This is a genomic window from Arhodomonas aquaeolei DSM 8974, from assembly GCF_000374645.1.
Classification (GTDB): Bacteria; Pseudomonadota; Gammaproteobacteria; order Nitrococcales; family Nitrococcaceae; genus Arhodomonas; species Arhodomonas aquaeolei.
The window spans coordinates 62,885-80,836 of record NZ_KB894809.1; the positions used below are offsets into that span (position 1 = coordinate 62,885).

The window sequence follows — 17,952 nt, forward strand, 5'->3', positions numbered from 1 at the left end:
GATGCGGCGGCTGCAGAATATCTTCTGGCTGGGTCTGAAGGAGCTGGCGAGCCTCGGCCGGGATCCGGTGATGCTGGTGCTCATCGTCTACGCATTCACGGCCGCGGTCTACGCGGTGGCGAACGGGCTCAAGATGGGCGTGGACAACGCCTCCATCGCGGTGGTGGACGAGGACCACTCGTCGCTGTCGCGCTCGATCACGGACGCCTTCCTGCCGCCCTACTTCCAGCCGGCAGAGGAGATCGCACCGCGATCGATCGACCGCACCATGGACAACGGCCACTACACCTTCGTGGTCGACATTCCGCCGGATTTCGAGACCGACGTGCTCTCCGGCAGGCAGCCCGCGGTGCAGATACTGGTGGACGCCACCGCCATGAGCCAGGCCGGGATAGGCGCCGCCTACGTCCAGGAGATCGTCTCCCAGGAGACGCGCCGCTTCGTCAGCCGCGAGGACGCCTCGACGAGCCTGCCGGTGGACTGGGTGACCCGCGCACGCTTCAACCCGAACCTGGAGGTGAAATGGTTCACCGCGGTGATGCAGATCAGCAACAGCATCACCATCCTCTCCATCGTCCTGGTGGGGGCGGCGGTGATCCGTGAACGCGAGCACGGGACCCTGGAACACCTGCTGGTGATGCCGCTGAGCGCGGCGGAGATCATGCTCGCCAAGGTCTGGGCCAACGCCCTGGTGATCCTGATCGCGGCGACCGTCTCGCTCAACGTTGTGGTTCGATGGTGGCTGGGCGTGCCCGTGGCCGGCTCGATCCCGCTGTTCCTCTGTGGTGCGGCACTGTACCTGTTCGCCACCACCGCACTGGGGATCCTGCTGGCGACGCTGGCACGCTCGATGCCGCAGTTCGGGCTGCTCGCGATCCCGGTATTCATCGTAATGATCCTGCTCTCCGGGGCCACGACCCCGATGGAGAGCATGCCCGAGATCCTGCAGGCACTGATGCAGGCCCTGCCCGCGGCGCACTTCGTGCGCTTCGCCCAGGCCGTGCTCTATCGCGGCGCGGGCATCGACCTCGTATGGCCGGACCTGCTGGCGATAACCGGGCTGGCGCTGGTGTTCTTCAGCTTCGCCCTGTACCGCTTCCGCGCGAGCCTGGCCGCGGCCGGCTAGTGTGAAGGCCCCCCGGCTGCACTTATGTATCAGTGCCTCATCGAGGTGGCACAGGTCGCTGCGCCACGGGCCGGCATCGAATGAGCCCGCGTAGTGGCCGGCTCGGTAGCCCTCGCGCGCATCGGTACGCTCGCCAGGCGCGGCCTTGAGACACTCCTGCATCTGCGCCTCCAGCGCCTGCTGCACCGTCTCGTGCACCAGCGCCCGCAGCAGATCCCGATCCTCGCCAAGTAATGCTTCCAGCGCCTCGCCGCTCGCAGTAGCCTTTCGAGTGTGAGTGGCCATGGCTTCGCCCTCCCAAGGGGATTCAGGTGGTCGGTCAACCAACCCGAATACCATGGCCGCTCACCTCGCTCTAGCTTGTGCACATCATTCCGCACACTACTCCGGCGGGACGACGTCTAGGGCCTGTCGGCCGTGCACGATCCTGGATCTTGTCCGGGAGGTTTTTGCCAGTTTGCTTGCGGGTTACCGGGAAAACCTGACGACCTGCCGGCCGTTGTCTGCCCTGACCTCGTCTGTCGGGCAGTGCCGTGCCTCATTGCCGGCGCCGGTGTCGCTCCGCCACGTGAGCGACATCATCGCGGCTGTCGGTTGCCAAGAGCAGCCGATCTACCCGAGCTGCGGTGCTCGCACACGCGCTGCGCCGGCAACAACCGCACCTCCACCCCCTGAGCATGCAGACGCCGTGCCCAGTAGCGCACCCGCGAGCCCGTCTCCAGTACCACCTCCAGCGGCCCCGCCGGTTCCGGCCGGGATATACCATGCCACCCGCAGGTTGGCTGCTCCTGGCAGCCAACAGCTTCGAGGCCTGTGCCGGTTACCGGCGCATGGCCGGTCCACGGCGGGTATGGCAGGACGTCGGCTGCCTGCGGGCAGCCGACCTACCGGCGTCAACATACAAGGCCATGCGTGGTCGCAGCCCGTGTGCGACGCTGCCGGGACCGGTCCGGAATGTCGCACGCCTGCGGCGCGCGACCTACCCGAGCCTCGTCCTGCGCCGTTGCCGCGCCGGTCCGGCCGCAGCCGGCTAGCCCGGACCGGCCAGCAGCGACTCTGCCTCGCGCCTGAGCGCCTCCACGGGCCGCGTGGCGTCCAGCTGCCGCCAGTCCGGTTCACCGGCGCCGCGGGCAAGCTGGCGGTCGAGCACGGCGACCGTGGCATCGGAGGCATCGTCACTACGCCGGCGCACCCGTTCGACGAGGACATCCCTCGGGGCGGTCAGCCAGAACCCCGTGAACGGCACACCGTGGGTCGCGGCCACGGCCTCGGCTGCGGCCCGGTCCTCCGGCCGGTCGAAGACCATGTCCAGCACCACGCTGTGGCCGTCGGCGAGCAGCTCGCCCGCGCGCTCTAGCACCCCGGCGTACACCGCCTCAGACACCTCGGGCCGGTACGCCTCGTCCGGCAGGGCCGCCTCGGGCGCGCGGCCGAAACGGCGCTTGCGGAAGACGTCGCTGCGCAGCACCCGCGCCCCGGGCGCGACGCCCAGCCCGGGCGCAAGGGCGTAGGCGAGGCTCGACTTGCCTGTGCCACTAAAGCCCCCCACCGCCACCAGCCGCGGGGGCACGGCCTCCAGCGCCCGGGCGGCGAGGGCCAGGTACGCCCGCGCCTCGTCGGCCTGGGCCTCGCCCGCCGCTCGCTCGCGCTGCACCCCGGCCGCGCGGGCCCCCACGTGGGCACGGATGGCGGCACGCATGGCCATGAACAGCGGCAGCGCGGCGACGCCGTCGGCCTCGTCACGCCGGTCCAGGTAGCGGTTGAACACCGCGTTGGCGAGCCCGGGGAGGTCCCGGTGCCAGAGGTCCATGAGCAGGAAGGCGAGATCGTAGAGGACATCGATGTCCGAGAGCGAGCGGTTGAACTCGATGCAGTCGAACACCGTGGGTTCGCCCTCGAACAGGCAGATATTGCGCAGGTGGAGATCGCCGTGGCAGCGGCGCACGCGGCCATCCCGGGCACGCCGGTCGAGGCACCCGCCCAGCCGGCCCACGGCCGCCAGGCAATCCCGTGTGAGGGTCTCCGCGGTATCGGCATCGAGGATCCCGGCGGGCAGCGCGGCGAAGCTCCCGCGGTTGCCCTCGACGGTGGCGCGCACGGCGTCGGCGCCCGCCGCGTCCGCAACCACGGCGGCCTCGCCGTGAAAGGCGGCGATGCGGTCGGCGAGGCGGATCATCAGCGGCACGTCGAGCTCGCCGCGCGCCGCCATGCGGTCGAAGAGCGTGTCCTGGTCGAAGCGCCGGAGCACGACCACGTACTCCACGACGTTACCCGGGCCGTCCAGGGCGAGGCGGCCCCCGGCGTCACGGTTGACGGTGGACACCCCGAGGTAGAGCGCCGGCGCGGTGCGGCGGTTGAGCTCGACCTCGGCGCGGCAGAAACGCTCACGCGCGGCGAGCGTGGAGAAGTCCAGGAAACCGAGGTCGATGGCGCGCTTGATCTTGTAGACGCGCTCGCCGGCGAGGAAGACCACCGCACTGTGGGTGTCGATACGGGTGACCTCGCCCGCCCCCAGGCCGTGCGTTCCCGGGTCTGCCAGGAAATCGATGACCGCTCGCTGATCCGTCAATGCGCTCGCTCCCTGTGGCCGTATCGTGCAGCGGCGCGGCCGCGCCGCCGGGGTCCATTGTTGCAGCGCCGTGTTGCGAATGCTAAGACACGGCTGAAACGACACGCCTGCCATCGACAGGGACCGCCCGATGCCGGAAACCGACGGCCTCTACGCCTTCCAGTTCTTCTTTCAGAAGACCGACCTGCTGATCAACTTCCTGGTGATCCTGGTCGGCATCGCCTTCGGTAACCTGCGGATCAAGGGCGTGGGCTTCGGCTCCAGCGGGGTGCTGATCGCCGCCATGGTCGCCGGCTACTTCTGGCAGTTCGAGCCGGTCACCATCCTCCAGGACCTGGGCATCGTGCTGTTCCTGCTCTCGGTGGGGCTGGAGGCCGGACCGAGCTTCTTCCGCGCCTTCCGCCAGCATGCGCGGGAATACATCGTGAACGTGCTCGCGCTGCTCGCCATCGCGGGCGTCACGGTGGTCGCGATCGTGGTGGCCACCGGCGTACCCATGGGCATCGGCCTGGGGCTGTTCGCCGGGTCCTTCACCTCCAGTCCGGCGCTCATCAGCGCGCTGCAGTTCAGCCCCGACGAGCAGGTGATCTTCGGCTACGGCGTGGCCTATCCCTTCGGCCTGCTCGGCGTGATCCTGTTCATCACGGTCGCCGTGAAGCTGCTCCGCCGTCAGGTCGCCGAGGAGCTCAACGCCCATTCCGACGTCCACACCGCGGTCTACAAGGTGAACAACGCAGACTACAACGGCCGCCTGATCCGCGACCTCGACGTGCTCACCGAGAACGACGTCGTCGTCTCCGGGGTGTTACGCGACCTCTCGATGCTGCCCGCCGGCGGCAACACCCCGATCCTCGTCGGCGACGTGATCCGGCTGGAGGGCCGGGCCGAGGACGTCGAACGGGTCGGGCCGGCCCTCGGCGAGGAGATCCAGGAGAGCTTCGACGAGAACGCCGAGCTCGACACCCGTTCCATCGCGGTGGAGAACCTCTCGGTGGTCAACCGCTCGCTCAGCGACCTGGGCATCCGTCTGCGCTACAACGTCTCGCTCACCCGGGTGGTGCGCTCCAACGTGGAGTTCGTCCCGCGCCACGACCTCACCCTGGAATACGGGGACGTGGTCGTGGCCGTGGGCACGCCCTACCAGCTCGATCAGCTCGAGCTCTTCCTCGGCCACGAGCACCACACCGTGCAGCGCCGGGTGGACATCGGCTCACTGGCGGCGACGCTGTTCCTGGCCTTCGCCATCGGCGGGGTGATCATCCCGATCCCCACCCTGGGCCAGTTCTCCCTGGGACTCGCGGGCGGCGCACTGGTCTCCGGGCTGATCTTCGGGCACTTCGGCCACATCGGCAATTTCATCGGCCGCTTCCCGCGCAACGCCACCGCCGTGCTCAAGGAGTTCGGCCTGGCCCTGTTCTTCGTGCAGGTCGGTCTGGAGACGGGCCAGAGCTTCGTCGACGCCCTCGACGCACAGGCCATCTATTACGCGTTCTACGCCGTGGCCTTCGCCGTGGTCCCCATGGCCGGGAGCTTCCTGGTGGGCCACTACCTGCTCCGCATCCCCATCAGCGAGTGCTTCGGTGTGATCTGCGGCGGCATGACCTTCACGCCGGGCCTCGACATCATCCGCCAGGTGGACAGCTCCGAGCGCCCGGTGGTCGCCTATTCCTCGGTCTATCCGGTATCCCTGATCCTGGTCATCGTGCTCGTGCAGGGCATGCACCTGGCCATCGCCAGTCTCAGGGCGTTCTAGCCCCCGGGCACAACCGGGCTGAATGGGCTGCGGCCGCGGTACCACCCGCTCGCCCGAGTCCACCGCACTCCGCTGGCCCGTCCGGGTCATGACATGACCCAGGCGGGCACGGGCGTTATGCTCCCGGGCAGAGCGACGGTACCAATACCGGCGTATGGGCATCGCCCGTACCTCTTCGCTCGGGGTTATCCGACACTGCCGGACCTTTGCGACGACGCCCATGGCAGCGACACGCCTATGAGTTCGACGGAAGAAGACGAACAAACCGGATACGTACACCGCCTGCGCGAACTCTATCGCCTGCAGATCAGCCGTTACCCGGACTATCCGAGCCGCTACACCGCCCACCTCACCGCCGGTCTCAGGCTCATGGGCATGGACATCGGCATCGTCAGTCACATCGACGACTGCCGCTACACGGTCCGCGCGGTCCAGCCGGCCGAGCACGGCATCGCGAAAGACGACGTCTTCGAGCTCGGCGACACCTACTGCGCCCGGGTCGTTGGCACCGGCGCGGCGATAACCTACAACCACGTCGGCAGCGACCCGGCAATGAGGGAGCACCCGGTCTACCGGGAGATGCACCTGGAGAGCTACATCGGCGCACCGATCCGGGTAAACGGCCGGATCTGGGGCACGATCAACTTCTCCGCCATCGCGCCACGCACCATTCCCTTCAGCAAGGCGGACACCGAGTTCGTGGAACTGATGGCGCAGGGTCTCGGTCAGGTCATCGAGAGAGACGTCCTGCAACAGCAGCGAGAGGAGGCGATCACGCACCTGGAACAGAGTAACGAGCTCTTCGAAAGCGCCTTCGAGTTCGCCCCGGTCGGCATGCTGCTCGTGGACACGGAGGGACACATACTCCGTGCCAACCGTGCCCTGCTGGAGATGTTCGGCTACCGCGAGGACGAACTGTTCGGCCGCGATACCCGGGAATTCGCACACCCGGAGGACGTCGACCTGGGCCAGGACCTGCTGGCGGAGATGCGCGCCGGCCAGAGGCGGTCCTACCGGTTGGAGAAACGCTACGTCAACGCGATGGGCGAGACGCTGTGGTGTCTGGTCAGCGCGTCGCTGGTCCGCGGCAACGAAGGCGAGGCACGGTACTTCATCGCCCAGCTCCTGGACATCACCGAGGTCAAACACAACCGCATGGAGCTGGAACGCCAGCGCGCGGAGCTGGAGCTGGCCAACCACAAGCTCACCGCGTTCGCCCTGGCCGATTCACTCACGGGCCTGCCCAACCGGCGCGCCTTCCAGCAGCGCCTCACCGAGGCCCTGGCGGCCAGCCGGCGCGGCGGCCACGCGGTGTCGGTGGCGCTCATCGACGTCGACCTGTTCAAGCAGTACAACGACCGTTTCGGCCATCCGGCCGGTGACGATGCCCTGCAGGCCGTCGCCGACGCCATGAACGGCTTCACCCGCGACTCGGATTTCCTGGCCCGCTACGGCGGCGAGGAGTTCGTGCTGATCATGCCGGAGACGGGCAACGACGCCTCCGCGACCGCCTGTGAACGGCTGCGCTCAGCCGTGGAAGCGATCTCCGGGCTGAAGCGGGCAATGAGCGTGAGCATCGGCGCCGCAACCTATCTCCCCGGCGAGACCACCGGCCCCCCGGACGAGGAGACACTGATCGCCGCCGCGGACGACGCCCTCTACCGGGCAAAGCGCGACGGCCGCAACCGCGTGCGCTACGGCACGCTCCACTAGCGGCACCGACGCAGACGCCGGATCCCGCACCGGACGCACCGTTGCCGGTCTGGCCCCGATCCCACCCCCCTGGTGGCCGTCCGGCGTCATCAAATCGCAAGACGCCCGCCGTAACCTCCTGCCTCGAAACGTTCCAGTCCCGCCCGGTCACGGCGCTCCACCCGGGCGCGGGCGCAGGGATCGTGGCCAAGAGCACAACGACGCTACCCGCCGGCAGGAGGCACCTATGGCATTCGACGACACGCAACGCATCACGCGCACGTCGCTGACCGACAGCGACGCCCCCCGCGGCAATAACGGCAACGACGTGGACCGTCCGCTGGAGAGCCGGACACGTCCGGAGACACCGTTTGCCGACGTCCTCCAGCAGCGGGTGAGCCGCCGGTCCGTGCTCCGCGGCGCCCTCGGCGCGGCACCGATCCTGGCCGCCCCGAACCTGATGATGATCGCGTCCGACGCCCGCGCCGCCGCCGGCGACGACGCCTTCCTCGCCGACACCCTGAGCTTCACCCCCATCGCGCAGTCCAGCGCCGACACGGTCGTGGTGCCCGAGGGCTACACGGTCGACATCATCGCGCGCTGGGGCGACAGCCTGACCCCGGACGTCGAGGACCTCGACACCACCACCATCGCCGAGGGCGGGCTCTACCAGCCCGGCGCCGCCGACGCGCAGGCACAGCGCTTCGGCTACAACTGCGACGCCGCGCACTTCTTCACCCTCGACGGGCGCAGCGACCGCGGCCTGCTGTGCATCAACCACGAGTACACCAACGACGACCTGCTATTCCCCGGCTTCGGCAACCCGGACGCCTTCTTCGACGGACTGAGTGAGGATCAGCGCGGCGAGGCCGTCGGCGTCATGCAGAACGCCCACGGCATCAGCGTGGTCGAGGTGGAGCGCACCACCGGGGGCTGGCGCTACCGCAGGGACTCCCGTTACAACCGCCGGGTGACCGCGCAGACCCCGATCGAGATCTCCGGCCCGGCCCGCGGCCACGATCTGCTTCGCGCCCGTCTCGCCGCCGGGACCGGCCAGATCGGCCAGGACGGCACCCGCGTGATGGGCACGCTCAACAACTGCGCCGGCGGCCAGACCCCGTGGCGCACCTACCTCGCGGCGGAGGAGAACATCGACCAGTACTTCGCCAACTTCAACGACGACGTGCTCGCCGATATCGCCGCCCGTGACCCGTACCTGGCGCGGGCCGTGCGCAGCGTCGCCGGCTACATCAGCGACGGGCCCTCCTTCCGCCGCTGGGAGCGTTCCGGGCGGGCGAGCGACGCCCGCTTCGACCTGGCCCGGGAGCCCAACGAGATCCTCCGCTTCGGCTGGATCGTGGAGACCGATCCGTTCAACCCGGACGACGTGCCGAAGAAACGCACCGCCATGGGCCGGTTCAAGCACGAGTGCGCGGCCGCGACACTGACCAACGACCGCCGCGTGGCCGTCTACTCCGGCGACGACTCCCGCCTGGAGTTCGTCTACAAGTTCGTCTCCGACGATGCCGTCGGCACGGACACCGGCAAGGACGACGACATCCTCGACCGCGGCACGCTCTACGCCGCCCGCTTCGACAGCGACGGCAATGGCGAGTGGCTGGCCCTCGTGCACGGCCGCAACGGGCTCACCGAGGCGAACGGCTTCCGCAACCAGGCGGACGTGCTCGCCATGGCCCGCGAGGCCGCGAGCCAGGCCGGCGCCACCCCCATGGACCGGCCCGAGGACATCGAGCCTTTCAATGGCCGTGTCTACATCGCGATGACCAAGAACGCCAAGGACGCGGACAACCCGGTCGCCCGCGACGCCACCAACGCCGACGCCGCCAACCCGCGCCTGCACAACACCCTCGGCCACGTCGTCGAGATCCGCGAGGACGGCCCCGACCACGGCGCCACGACCTTCACCTGGGAGATATTCCTGCTCGCCGGCGACCCGGCCAGGGGTCGTTTCATCGACAGCGAGGGCACCATGCGCCACTTCAGCGAGGCGGTGGGCGAGGCGCCGGTGGGCGGCCTCGCGGACACCACGACCTACTTCGGCGGCTACGGCCGTGCCGAGGAGGTCGACGCCTTCGGCTGCCCGGACAACCTCACCCACGACAGCCGGCACAATCTCTGGATCATCACCGACGGCAATCCCTTCGGCCACGACGGCACCTTCGCCGTGCCCACCACCGGCGCCGCGCGCGGAAAACTACGCCGCTTCATGGCCGGTCCGGTGGACTGCGAGGTCTGCGGCTGCGAGTTCAACCCGGACGAAACGGCGCTGTTCCTCGACATCCAGCACCCGGGCGACGGCGGCGACCTCACCGGCCCGACCAGCAGCTGGCCGGACGGCGAGCTCGGCAACGCGCCGAAGGACCGCAACGGCGTCATCCAGCCCCGGCCCAGCCTGATCGCGGTGCGCCGCACCGACGGCGGCCGCGTCGGCAGCTGAGCCCCGCCGCCGGAGGCGATCACGGGCCCGGCCGCGCGCCGGGCCCGTACCGTTGCCGGGCTCAGTCGCCACAGTCCTCCATGCAGGCGGTGTTGTCGGTGTCCGGCCTCGGGTCGGGCGAGACGAAGCCGTCGCGGTTCGGCATCTTCACCTCGGGCAGGGATTCCCGGTCGAGGGTCGCATCCGCGGGCACGATGCCGTTGAGGTGCAGCAGGTAGGCGGTCACCGCGTACACCTGGTGCGCGGACAACGACTCCGGCGCCGTGAACGGCATGGCGCGGTGGACATAGTCGAACACCGTTGTCGCGTCGGGCCAGTAGCTGCCCACCGTCTTTACGGGGCTATCGGAGGCCAGCGTGCCCCGGCCGCCCACCAGGCGGTTCATCGGGCCGCCCTCGCCCTTCTCGCCGTGGCAGCTCGCGCAGTTCTTGGCATAGACCTCGCGCCCCTGGGCGACGCTGCCGCTGCCCTCGGGCAGGCCCTTGCCGCTCGGCGGCACGTCGATATCCCATTTGGCGATGGTTTCGTGTGTCACCGGCGTGCCGAGATCATAGGTGCGCCCGTTGTCCGCGGCCCCTGCCGCGCCGGCGAGGGCGAGCCCGGCGAGTACGGCGAATGCCGCGATCGCATGCTTACGCGTGAACATTGGTGACCTCCCCGTCCGGCGCGACGTGCCAGGACTGGATGCCGTTGTAGTGATACACGTAGTCCAGCCCGCGGGCGTCGATGAGCTGCTCCCGCGTGGGCTGGACGTAGCCCGTCTCGTCGATGGCGCGGCTCTGCAGCACCGCCTCGGCGCCGCTCCAGCGCCACGGCAGGCGGAACCGGGTCACGCAGCGCGGCAGCACCGGGTCGTCGAGCTCCGCGGTCTCCCAGTTGCGGCCGCCGTCGACGGAGACATCCACACGGGTGATACGGCCGCGCCCGGACCAGGCCAGCCCGCGGATCTCGTGGAAGCCCTTGCCCCCGACACGCTGGCCACCGGACGGCGAGGTGATGACGGACTTGGCCTCCATGATGTAGGTGAACTGCCGGGCCGTGCCGTCGGGCATGAGATCCGTGTACTTGGAAGTCTCCTCGCGGGTCATGTACGGCTCGCTGCCGACCTCCAGCCGCCGCAGCCACTTGATCTGGGTGTTGCCCTCGTAGCCCGGCAGGATCAGGCGCAGGGGATAGCCCTGCTCCGGGCGCAGCGCCTCGCCGTTCTGCGCGTAGCACAGCAGCGCGTCGTCCATCGCCTTGTCCATGGGGATGCTGCGGGTCATGGCGGCGGCGTCCGCGCCCTCGGCCAGGATCCACTTGCCCTCAGGCTGCACGCCCGCCTCCTTCAGGACCGTGGACAGCGGCACGCCGGTCCACTCGCAGCAGCTCAGCAGACCGTGGGTGTCCTGGACCGTGGTGCCGGTCGCGGACTTCCACTCCGTCAGCGTATTCCCGGAACACTCGAGGAAACGGATCATCGAGACCTGCGGGAAGCGCATCAGCTCGTCGATGGTGAACATCAGCGGCTGCTCCACCAGCCCGTGGACCACCAGCCGGTGCTCGGAGGGGTGGATGGCCGGCACGCCACCGTGGTGACGCTCGTAGACCAGACCGTTGGGCGTGATCATCCCGTTGAGGTCCTGCAGTGGCGTGAAGCTCCAGGAGGACAGGTCCGTGGGGGTCAGATCGGTGGGCCGGCGCACCACGTCCTTCTCGAACTTCGAGGGCATCCCGTAGGCCGGGGTGAGTATCGGGCTGCCCTGCTGCGTGGTCCACGAGGGCACCGCCAGCGGCTCGGGCTTGCCCGCGGCGAGCGCGGAGCCCACGGCACCCGGTGCCGCAGCGGCGCCTGCCAGCATCGCCGCGTCCCGCATGAAGCGCCGACGCCTGGGATCCGCCGGGGCCGTGTCGGTGCCGGTGTCTCCCTCGTCACGTGTCTTCTTTGTCATGCCTTCTCCTCCCCTGTCAGCCCTGCGACGCCTTCGAAGGCGGGACGGGCCGGAACTGTACCGACCAGTCCATACACTCCACTTTAGACTGCGTGGGCGGCGCTGTCAGCCCCGGCATGGACAGGGGAAAGGGATCTGTCCGGCCGTTTCAGCCGCAGGCGGGTTGCTCGAAGGCAACCAACAGTCACAGGGAAAGGCATGGCGAAGGCCGGGAGACGCCCGCCCACGGGAGGGGCGCGGAATCGGCCTTTCGCGGGGATCGTGTGCCGGGGCCGTACGACACCCTCGCACCACCGACAGGTACCCTGCGCACGATTCCGCCCCGGCCGTGTGGTTGTGGCTTGACCGCTCCTGGCAGCCACTATCCGGTCCTGCCGTGCTGGCGACGCCGACTGCCTTGGGCCGCCGACCCTGTGGCCCCGATACGCGCGCGTTCCGCGAGCGCCTGCGCAGGCAGGCAAAGCCAGGATGGCCACCCTGGGGGCGGCCATGCGCAAGGGCGTCCACGCCTGTTTCCGTGTCATCAAAAACCGGACACCCGACCCCGCAAATCGCTCGATCCGGGCAACGGTATCCACCCGGGCTCACGGCTGCCGTGAGACCGGCGCTTCCCGCCACCTTGCGATAGTGGGGTAAACGGGGAGTCAGTCGCCGCTGGCGAGGCCGTCGAGGACGAGGTCGACGAACTCGTCGGCGATCTCCCGCGGGGTGCGGCTGCCATCGGGCCGGAGCCAGAGGTAGCTGTAGTGGTGAAGACCGAGCAGGGCCTTGACGGTGAACGGCCCGCCGCGGCGGAAGCTGCCGTCGTCGACGCCGCGCTGGAGCACCGCCGCCCACACCGCCTCGTAGTCGCGGTGCAGGGCCTGAACCGCCTCGTGCCGCTCCGCACCGATGGCGTGCTGCTCGCGGAAACACACCGTGAGCTCCGGGCGATGGTGGGCGATGGTTTCCATGACCCGGCGCGAGAGCGCACGCAGCCGCTCCTCGGCGGTCATGGGCTCGGCGAGCAGGCCGTTGCCGTACGCGATGAGCGCGCGCAGGTAGCGGGTGAGGATCTCGAAGAGGATCTCTTCCTTGCTGGAGAACTGGTAGTAGAGCGAGCTGCGGCCAAGCCCGGTCTCGCGCTCCAGCTCCTTCATACCCGTGGCATGAAAGCCGTGCTCGGCGAACAGCCGCGCAGCCGCCTGGAGGATCCGCTCCCTCGGGGTATCCGCGCCGTCCCCGGCGCCGGGTGCATCCTGCATGACCATAGAACCACTAACGATGAAAGGCTGCCGCAGTATACCCACGCCGCCCCGGCGCGAGGAAAGCGCCGGGCACGCCTGTCAGCCGTTGCGGCGCACCCGGGTCGCACCGTCGCGCAGCCCGGCCGCGGTGTGGATACGTTCCGCCCATCGGGCGCGCAGGTGCTCGCCATGCCAGGCGGAGACGTCCGGCACAGGCGGCAGGCCACGCTCCAGCCACTCCTCCAGCCGCTCGGTCAGCGCGTTGGCGTCGTTCCAGGCATAGCGATAGATCTCCGGGTACTGCTCCGGGTAGCACAGCGCGTCGGGCACCAGCGGGCAGGCGCCGGCGCTCGCGGCCTCGATCACCCCCAGGCCCTGGAACTCGTGGTGGGCCGTACTCACCACGATACCGGCCTGGCCGAGCAACGAGCGGTAACGTTGCCGCTCGACCCGACCGTCGGCAACGATGCGCTCGCCCAGCGCCTCGCGCAGCCGGGTCAGCGGCGTCGGCACATGGCGCGGGCGGGGTCCGAGCAGCGCGAGCCGGAAGTCGTTGCCCCGCTCGGCGAGGGTGATCATGGCCTCCGCGAAGACCTCCGGGGCCTTGTCGTACTCCCAGCGATGGTTCCACAGGATCAGCCGCGGGTCGCGCTCCGGCGCCGGCGGAATCGGTTTCACCGGCACGGGCAGCACCTCGCAGGCCGGCCGCAGACGCTCGGCGATGCCCTCCGGGACGGCGTCCGGCATCCGGTCGAGCAGCGCCGCCACGCCCTCCAGGAAGCTCTCGCGGTTGAACGCGGAGTTGAACAACAGCCGATCGGCAGCGAGCGCGGCATACAGCTGCACCATCTGCGGCTCCACCGAGCGCACCTGCTGCGGGCTCACCGGGTAGGCGAACTGGTTCTCGTGGAAATACAGCAACGCCGGAACGCCCGCGAGCGCCGGGAACAGCCCGCGCAGGGTGGCGAGGTCGACCATCGAGGTCGCGACGATCAGCGCCGGCGGCTCGGCGGGCAGCGTATCGAGCCAGGACAGCGGGTTGCCGCGGATGCGCCATCGGAAATGCCGGCCGGGCAGCTCGAAGCGGCTCCACTGGACATCATCGATGGTCCGCACGAGCCAGTCCGCCCAGGCACGATGACTGTCCGCACGGTAAGCGGAGAGCAGCCACGCCGTCGGCCTTTGCGTGTTCATGGATATCCCTGATCGGTATTTTCGTTCGTGATCGATGCGCCATTCTCCCACGAGGCGGCGCAATGGTGATCCCCTCTGGGGCAGACAGCCTCCTCCGCCGACGGTTCCGGCTTTTACACTACCGCCGCGACTCGACTAGGCTTCAGGGGCGGGTCGGGTCGAGGGGGCCGCCACCGCCGCCACAGAACGGATAACGCTAATAAAGAAGGACTGCGCGATACCGATGCGTTGGGACCGCCGAAAGTGCCTGCGCGGCGCCGAGGACGCCCGGCCCGCACGCCGGCGGCATACCGGGTTGCCGGCACTGCTGCTGTCGGTGCTCGCGCTGTTGCTCTGTGCATCCGTCGCCGCCCAGGCGCGCACCGTGCGCGTGGGTATCTACGACAATCCGCCGCGGCTGTTCACCGGCAGCGACGGCGAGCCCCAGGGCTTCTGGGCAGAGCTGCTGAAGACCATCGCCGAGCGGGAGGACTGGCAGCTGGAATGGGTACCCGGCACCTGGTCCGAGGGCCTCGCACGGCTGCAGGCGGGCGAGATCGACGTCATGCCCGACGTCGCGCGTACCGCGGAGCGCGCCGAGCGCATGCGCTTCTGCGAGGAGACCGTCCTGACGAGCTGGTCGCGGGTGTACGTGCGCCCGCACGGCGGTATCGAGTCCCTCCTGGACCTGGACGGCCGCCGGGTCGGCACCCTCGAAGGCAGCGTCAACGTCTCCGGCAGCGGCGGGCTGCACGAGCTCCTGGAGAGCTTCGGCATCGACGCCGAGCTCGTTGCCCTGGCCAGCTACCGGGACGCCTTCAACGCGCTCGCCACCGGGCGCGTCGATGCGGTGGCGAGCAACAAGGACATCGGCAACCGGCTCTATCCCACCTACGGCGCGGTGCCGGCACCCATCGTCTTCCAGCCGGTGGAGCTGCACTTCGCCGTTTCCCTGGAGGCCGCCAGCGGCGCGGCGCTGCGCGAGCAGCTCGACACGGCGGTCCGCACCCTCAAGTCCGACCCTGATTCCGTCTACTACCGTCTCCAGTCCCGGTGGCTCGGTGTCCGCGACGAACCGGAATGGATCCTGCCCTTCTGGGTCTTCTGGATCCTGGGCTTCTTCGGTATCGCCGTCATCGTCCTGCTGGCGGGCAACTTCGTGCTCGACGCCCGCGTGCGCCGGCGTACCCGCGACCTGCGCGAGAGCGAGGAGCGCATCCAGGCCATCCTCGATAACCTCCCCGGCGTGGCCCTGCGCATGCACTGGGTCAGCGGCAGCGCGCCCGAGCTGCTTGCCACCGAGGGCGCCACCTTCTTCGGCCAGGGGGCCTGGCGGCTGCGCACCGGCCATGACCACTGGGACACGCTCATTCACCCGGACGACCGCGCCATGCTGACCCGCGCCATCGACCGCGCAGTGAGCCGCGGCCGGCCGTACGACGTGGAGCACCGTATCCGGCTGGGCGACGACAGCGTCCGCTGGGTCCTGCACCTGGGTACTCCCACGATCCGCGACGGCGACGGCATGCGCATCGACGCCTTTCTGTTCGACATTACCGAGCGCAAGGAGACCGAGGCGGCGCTGCGCCACTCGATGGCGGAACTGGCGGCGATCCACGACGCCTCGCTGGACCTGATCCTGCTGGTGGGGCCGGACGGGCGCATTCAGTCGGCGAACCGGCAGTTCTTCGAGGCCACGGGCTACAGCCGCGGAGAGGTCATCGGCGAGGAGCCGGGCGGGATCGCCGGCGGCGCCCTGCGCGCCGGCGCCCATCTCCTGGATCAGGTCCGCCAGGGCACCCCGCACCGCTACGAGACACAGCTCACCACCGCCAGGGGCGCCACCATCCCGGTGGAGGTGCGCCTGCGCACGCTGCCTGGCGGCGACCGCCCCGGGCGGGTGCTGGTGGTCATGCGCGACCTATCGTCCCTGCGCGCCATCGAGGCGGAACTGCGCCACCAGTCGACCCACGACCCCCTCACCGGCCTGCCCAACCGCACCGCATTCGAAACGGCGCTGGAGCAGGCGGTGCTCGACTGCCGCACCGGCTCGGAGCAGCACGCTCTGTGCTACCTCGACGTCGACCAGTTCCGGGTGATCAACGACACCGCCGGCCACAGCGCGGGCGACGCCCTGCTGCGTCAGGTCGCCCAGCTGCTGCACGAGCGTGTCCACCACGGGGATGTGCTCGCGCGCTTCGGCGGCGACGAGTTCACGCTGCTGCTGCGCGACTGCGACCTGAGCCGGGCACTGGAGATCGCCGACGGCCACCGGAGCGCGATCGAGGCCATGCACTTCGTCTCCGACGGGCGCTCGTTCCAGATCACCGCGAGCATCGGCGTCGTCCCCGTTGATGCCTACGCCGGCGACGCCGCGATGGTGCTCGGCGCCGCCGACGCCGCCTGCCACCTGGCGAAGGATGGTGGACGCAACCGTGTACAGGTCTACGACACCGAGGACACGGCGCTGCAGCTCTACCGCAGCGGTATGGAATGGGCCCAGGAGCTGCACGACGCGCTGCGCGGCGACCGCTTCCGGCTGCTCTGCCAGCCCATCGTCCCGGCCTCCGGGGAGATCGACGGCCGGGCCCACTACGAGATACTGCTGCGCATGCTCGACCAGTCGGGCAGCACAATCTCGCCGGGGGTGTTCCTGCCCATCGCCGAGCGCTACGGCCTGGTGCCACGGGTTGACCAGTGGGTGGTGGAGCACGCGCTAGGCACCATCGGCGCCGCCTCGGACTCCGATGCCCACTGGTCGATCAACCTGTCCGGGCAGTCGCTGGCCTCCACCGAGCTGCTCACCGTGATCGAGAACGCGATTCACAGCAACGGCATCGACCCGAGACGGCTGACCTTCGAGGTCACCGAGACGGCGGTGGTGCGCAACTTCACGGAGGCGCTGGCATTCATCGAGCGGCTACGCGAGCTCGGCTGCACCTTCGCACTGGACGACTTCGGTTCCGGGCTCAGCTCGTTCGGTTATCTCAAACACCTCAACGTCGACGTGCTCAAGCTTGACGGGGTGTTCATTCGCGATCTGCTCGACGACCCGCGCAACGAGGCGATGGTGACCGCGTTCACCCGCCTGGCCCAGGCCTACGAGCTGCACACTGTCGCCGAGTTCGTCAGCAACGACGCCCTGCGCGAGCGCCTCGTGCAGCTCGGCGTGGATTACGTCCAGGGCTTTGCCGTGGGGCGGCCGCAGCCGCTGGACGACGTCCTCGCCGGCCGGCCGCCGATAATCGGATAGGGAGGCGGCCCGCCGGCGGACCGGTCAGGCGGGGCCTTGCGGCCGCGGCGGGGATCGCCGCAACCGCGCCCGGCGCGGATCAGCCGCGCTCGTAGGTGCCCATCAGGCGGTTCATGCCGATGATGTGGGGTTCCAGGCGCTCGAGCAGCTGCCACATCGTCAGCCCCTCGGGCAGCTCCGTGGCCTGGTCCAGGGCCAGCACCCAGAAATAGTAGCGGTGCACGCCGTGCCCCTCGGGCGGCATGGGGCCGTTGTAGCCGACCTTGTCCATGTTATTCCGCCCGGCGGTGTAGTCCGTCATCCCCTCGGAGAGGCTCGTCACCGAGCCGGGGATGTTGTAGAGCACCCAGTGCACGAACCCGTAGGTGCCGTTGGGCGAGACCAGCGGCGCGTCCGGGTCGTGACAGATGACCGCGAAGCCCCGGGTGCCCTCCGGCGCGCCCGACCAGGCCAGCGGCGGGGAGACGTCGTCGCCCTCACCCGTGTGACGGGTCGGGATCGCCCCGCCATTCTCGAAAGCGGCACTGGTCAGCGTCATGTCCGATAGCGCGAAACCCATGCTGAACCTCCGTTCTTCTCGGTTGATGTGACGATCACGCCGCCGGGCCCGGCCCGCCGCGCAGGCCCCGATTATGGGCCCCCGCCGTTGTAACGCGCCAGCAGCGCCCGCCCGGTGCGGTGTGGGGGCGACCCGGCGCCGGGACAAGGCCGCGTTAACTCGGCATTAACCGCAACGGCGTCAGGCTGTGCCGCAACGGTGCCGCCCCGACC

The 17,952-nt window shown here is 69.4% G+C and carries 11 protein-coding genes and 1 pseudogene; 5 read left to right on the forward strand and 7 right to left on the reverse strand.

All coding sequences use genetic code 11. The features are described from left to right. Position 1: 1 nt before the first annotated feature. Positions 2-1,126 (forward strand): ABC transporter permease, encoded by a 1,125-nt coding sequence (locus C516_RS0111065; protein WP_018718456.1) that lies wholly within the window; start codon positions 2-4, stop codon positions 1,124-1,126. 135 nt (positions 1,127-1,261) lie between these two features. Here the strand turns inward: C516_RS0111065 and C516_RS21555 are convergent. Both C516_RS21555 and C516_RS0111075 read right to left on the reverse strand, forming a co-directional pair. After that, positions 1,262-1,465 (reverse strand): annotated as a pseudogene (locus C516_RS21555) (hypothetical protein); the annotation flags it as partial. Between the two features lie 691 nt (positions 1,466-2,156). Then, positions 2,157-3,695, reverse strand: coding sequence for a bifunctional aminoglycoside phosphotransferase/ATP-binding protein (locus tag C516_RS0111075; RefSeq protein WP_018718458.1), 1,539 nt, complete (start codon positions 3,693-3,695; stop codon positions 2,157-2,159). 130 nt (positions 3,696-3,825) lie between these two features. Between C516_RS0111075 and C516_RS0111080 the strand changes: the two genes are divergently transcribed. The 3 genes from C516_RS0111080 (at position 3,826) to C516_RS0111090 (ending at position 9,598) form a co-directional block, all read left to right on the forward strand. Next, on the forward strand, positions 3,826-5,448 hold the full coding sequence (locus tag C516_RS0111080) for an aspartate:alanine exchanger family transporter (protein WP_018718459.1): 1,623 nt from the start codon (positions 3,826-3,828) through the stop codon (positions 5,446-5,448). Between the two features lie 237 nt (positions 5,449-5,685). Continuing rightward, the gene (locus C516_RS0111085; protein WP_018718460.1) at positions 5,686-7,161 is read left to right on the forward strand and encodes a sensor domain-containing diguanylate cyclase; all 1,476 of its coding nucleotides are present in this window, start codon (positions 5,686-5,688) and stop codon (positions 7,159-7,161) included. A 226-nt stretch (positions 7,162-7,387) separates the two neighbouring features. Further along, entirely contained in the window at positions 7,388-9,598 is a 2,211-nt protein-coding gene (locus C516_RS0111090) for a PhoX family protein (protein WP_018718461.1), read from the forward strand. A 61-nt stretch (positions 9,599-9,659) separates the two neighbouring features. Here C516_RS0111090 and C516_RS0111095 read toward each other — a convergent pair whose 3' ends face one another. The 4 genes from C516_RS0111095 to C516_RS0111110 form a co-directional block, all read right to left on the reverse strand. Further along, complete coding sequence (locus tag C516_RS0111095) at positions 9,660-10,244, reverse strand: c-type cytochrome (protein ID WP_018718462.1); 585 nt, start codon at positions 10,242-10,244, stop codon at positions 9,660-9,662. Further along, the gene (gene soxC, locus C516_RS0111100; protein WP_018718463.1) at positions 10,231-11,529 is read right to left on the reverse strand and encodes a sulfite dehydrogenase; all 1,299 of its coding nucleotides are present in this window, start codon (positions 11,527-11,529) and stop codon (positions 10,231-10,233) included. The genes C516_RS0111095 and soxC overlap by 14 nt, the downstream gene beginning before the upstream one ends. A 644-nt stretch (positions 11,530-12,173) precedes the next feature. Beyond that, positions 12,174-12,773 carry a TetR/AcrR family transcriptional regulator gene (locus C516_RS0111105; protein ID WP_040409495.1) on the reverse strand — a complete coding sequence of 200 codons (600 nt, stop codon included), beginning with the start codon at positions 12,771-12,773 and terminating at the stop codon, positions 12,174-12,176. Between the two features lie 81 nt (positions 12,774-12,854). Next, positions 12,855-13,949, reverse strand: coding sequence for a tRNA-queuosine alpha-mannosyltransferase domain-containing protein (locus tag C516_RS0111110; RefSeq protein ID WP_018718465.1), 1,095 nt, complete (start codon positions 13,947-13,949; stop codon positions 12,855-12,857). A gap of 223 nt (positions 13,950-14,172) precedes the next feature. Between C516_RS0111110 and C516_RS20535 the strand changes: the two genes are divergently transcribed. Continuing rightward, complete coding sequence (locus tag C516_RS20535) at positions 14,173-17,181, forward strand: EAL domain-containing protein (protein WP_018718466.1); 3,009 nt, start codon at positions 14,173-14,175, stop codon at positions 17,179-17,181. A gap of 79 nt (positions 17,182-17,260) precedes the next feature. On the opposite strand, the gene C516_RS0111120 is transcribed toward C516_RS20535, so the two are convergent. Further along, positions 17,261-17,740, reverse strand: a complete 480-nt coding sequence (locus tag C516_RS0111120; protein ID WP_018718467.1) for a YbhB/YbcL family Raf kinase inhibitor-like protein — start codon at positions 17,738-17,740, stop codon at positions 17,261-17,263. Between the last annotated feature and the right edge of the window lie 212 nt (positions 17,741-17,952).

Excerpts from the sequence above, each read along its gene's own strand:
- C516_RS0111065 (WP_018718456.1), top strand. The coding sequence starts at position 2 with ATGCGGCGGCTGCAGAATATCTTCTGGCTGGGTCTGAAGGAGCTGGCG.
- C516_RS0111080 (WP_018718459.1), top strand. The coding sequence starts at position 3,826 with ATGCCGGAAACCGACGGCCTCTACGCCTTCCAGTTCTTCTTTCAGAAG.
- C516_RS0111085 (WP_018718460.1), top strand. The coding sequence starts at position 5,686 with ATGAGTTCGACGGAAGAAGACGAACAAACCGGATACGTACACCGCCTG.
- C516_RS0111090 (WP_018718461.1), top strand. The coding sequence starts at position 7,388 with ATGGCATTCGACGACACGCAACGCATCACGCGCACGTCGCTGACCGAC.
- C516_RS0111095 (WP_018718462.1), bottom strand. The coding sequence starts at position 10,244 with ATGTTCACGCGTAAGCATGCGATCGCGGCATTCGCCGTACTCGCCGGG.
- soxC (WP_018718463.1), bottom strand. The coding sequence starts at position 11,529 with ATGACAAAGAAGACACGTGACGAGGGAGACACCGGCACCGACACGGCC.
- C516_RS0111105 (WP_040409495.1), bottom strand. The coding sequence starts at position 12,773 with ATGCAGGATGCACCCGGCGCCGGGGACGGCGCGGATACCCCGAGGGAG.
- C516_RS0111110 (WP_018718465.1), bottom strand. The coding sequence starts at position 13,949 with ATGAACACGCAAAGGCCGACGGCGTGGCTGCTCTCCGCTTACCGTGCG.
- C516_RS20535 (WP_018718466.1), top strand. The coding sequence starts at position 14,173 with ATGCGTTGGGACCGCCGAAAGTGCCTGCGCGGCGCCGAGGACGCCCGG.
- C516_RS0111120 (WP_018718467.1), bottom strand. The coding sequence starts at position 17,740 with ATGGGTTTCGCGCTATCGGACATGACGCTGACCAGTGCCGCTTTCGAG.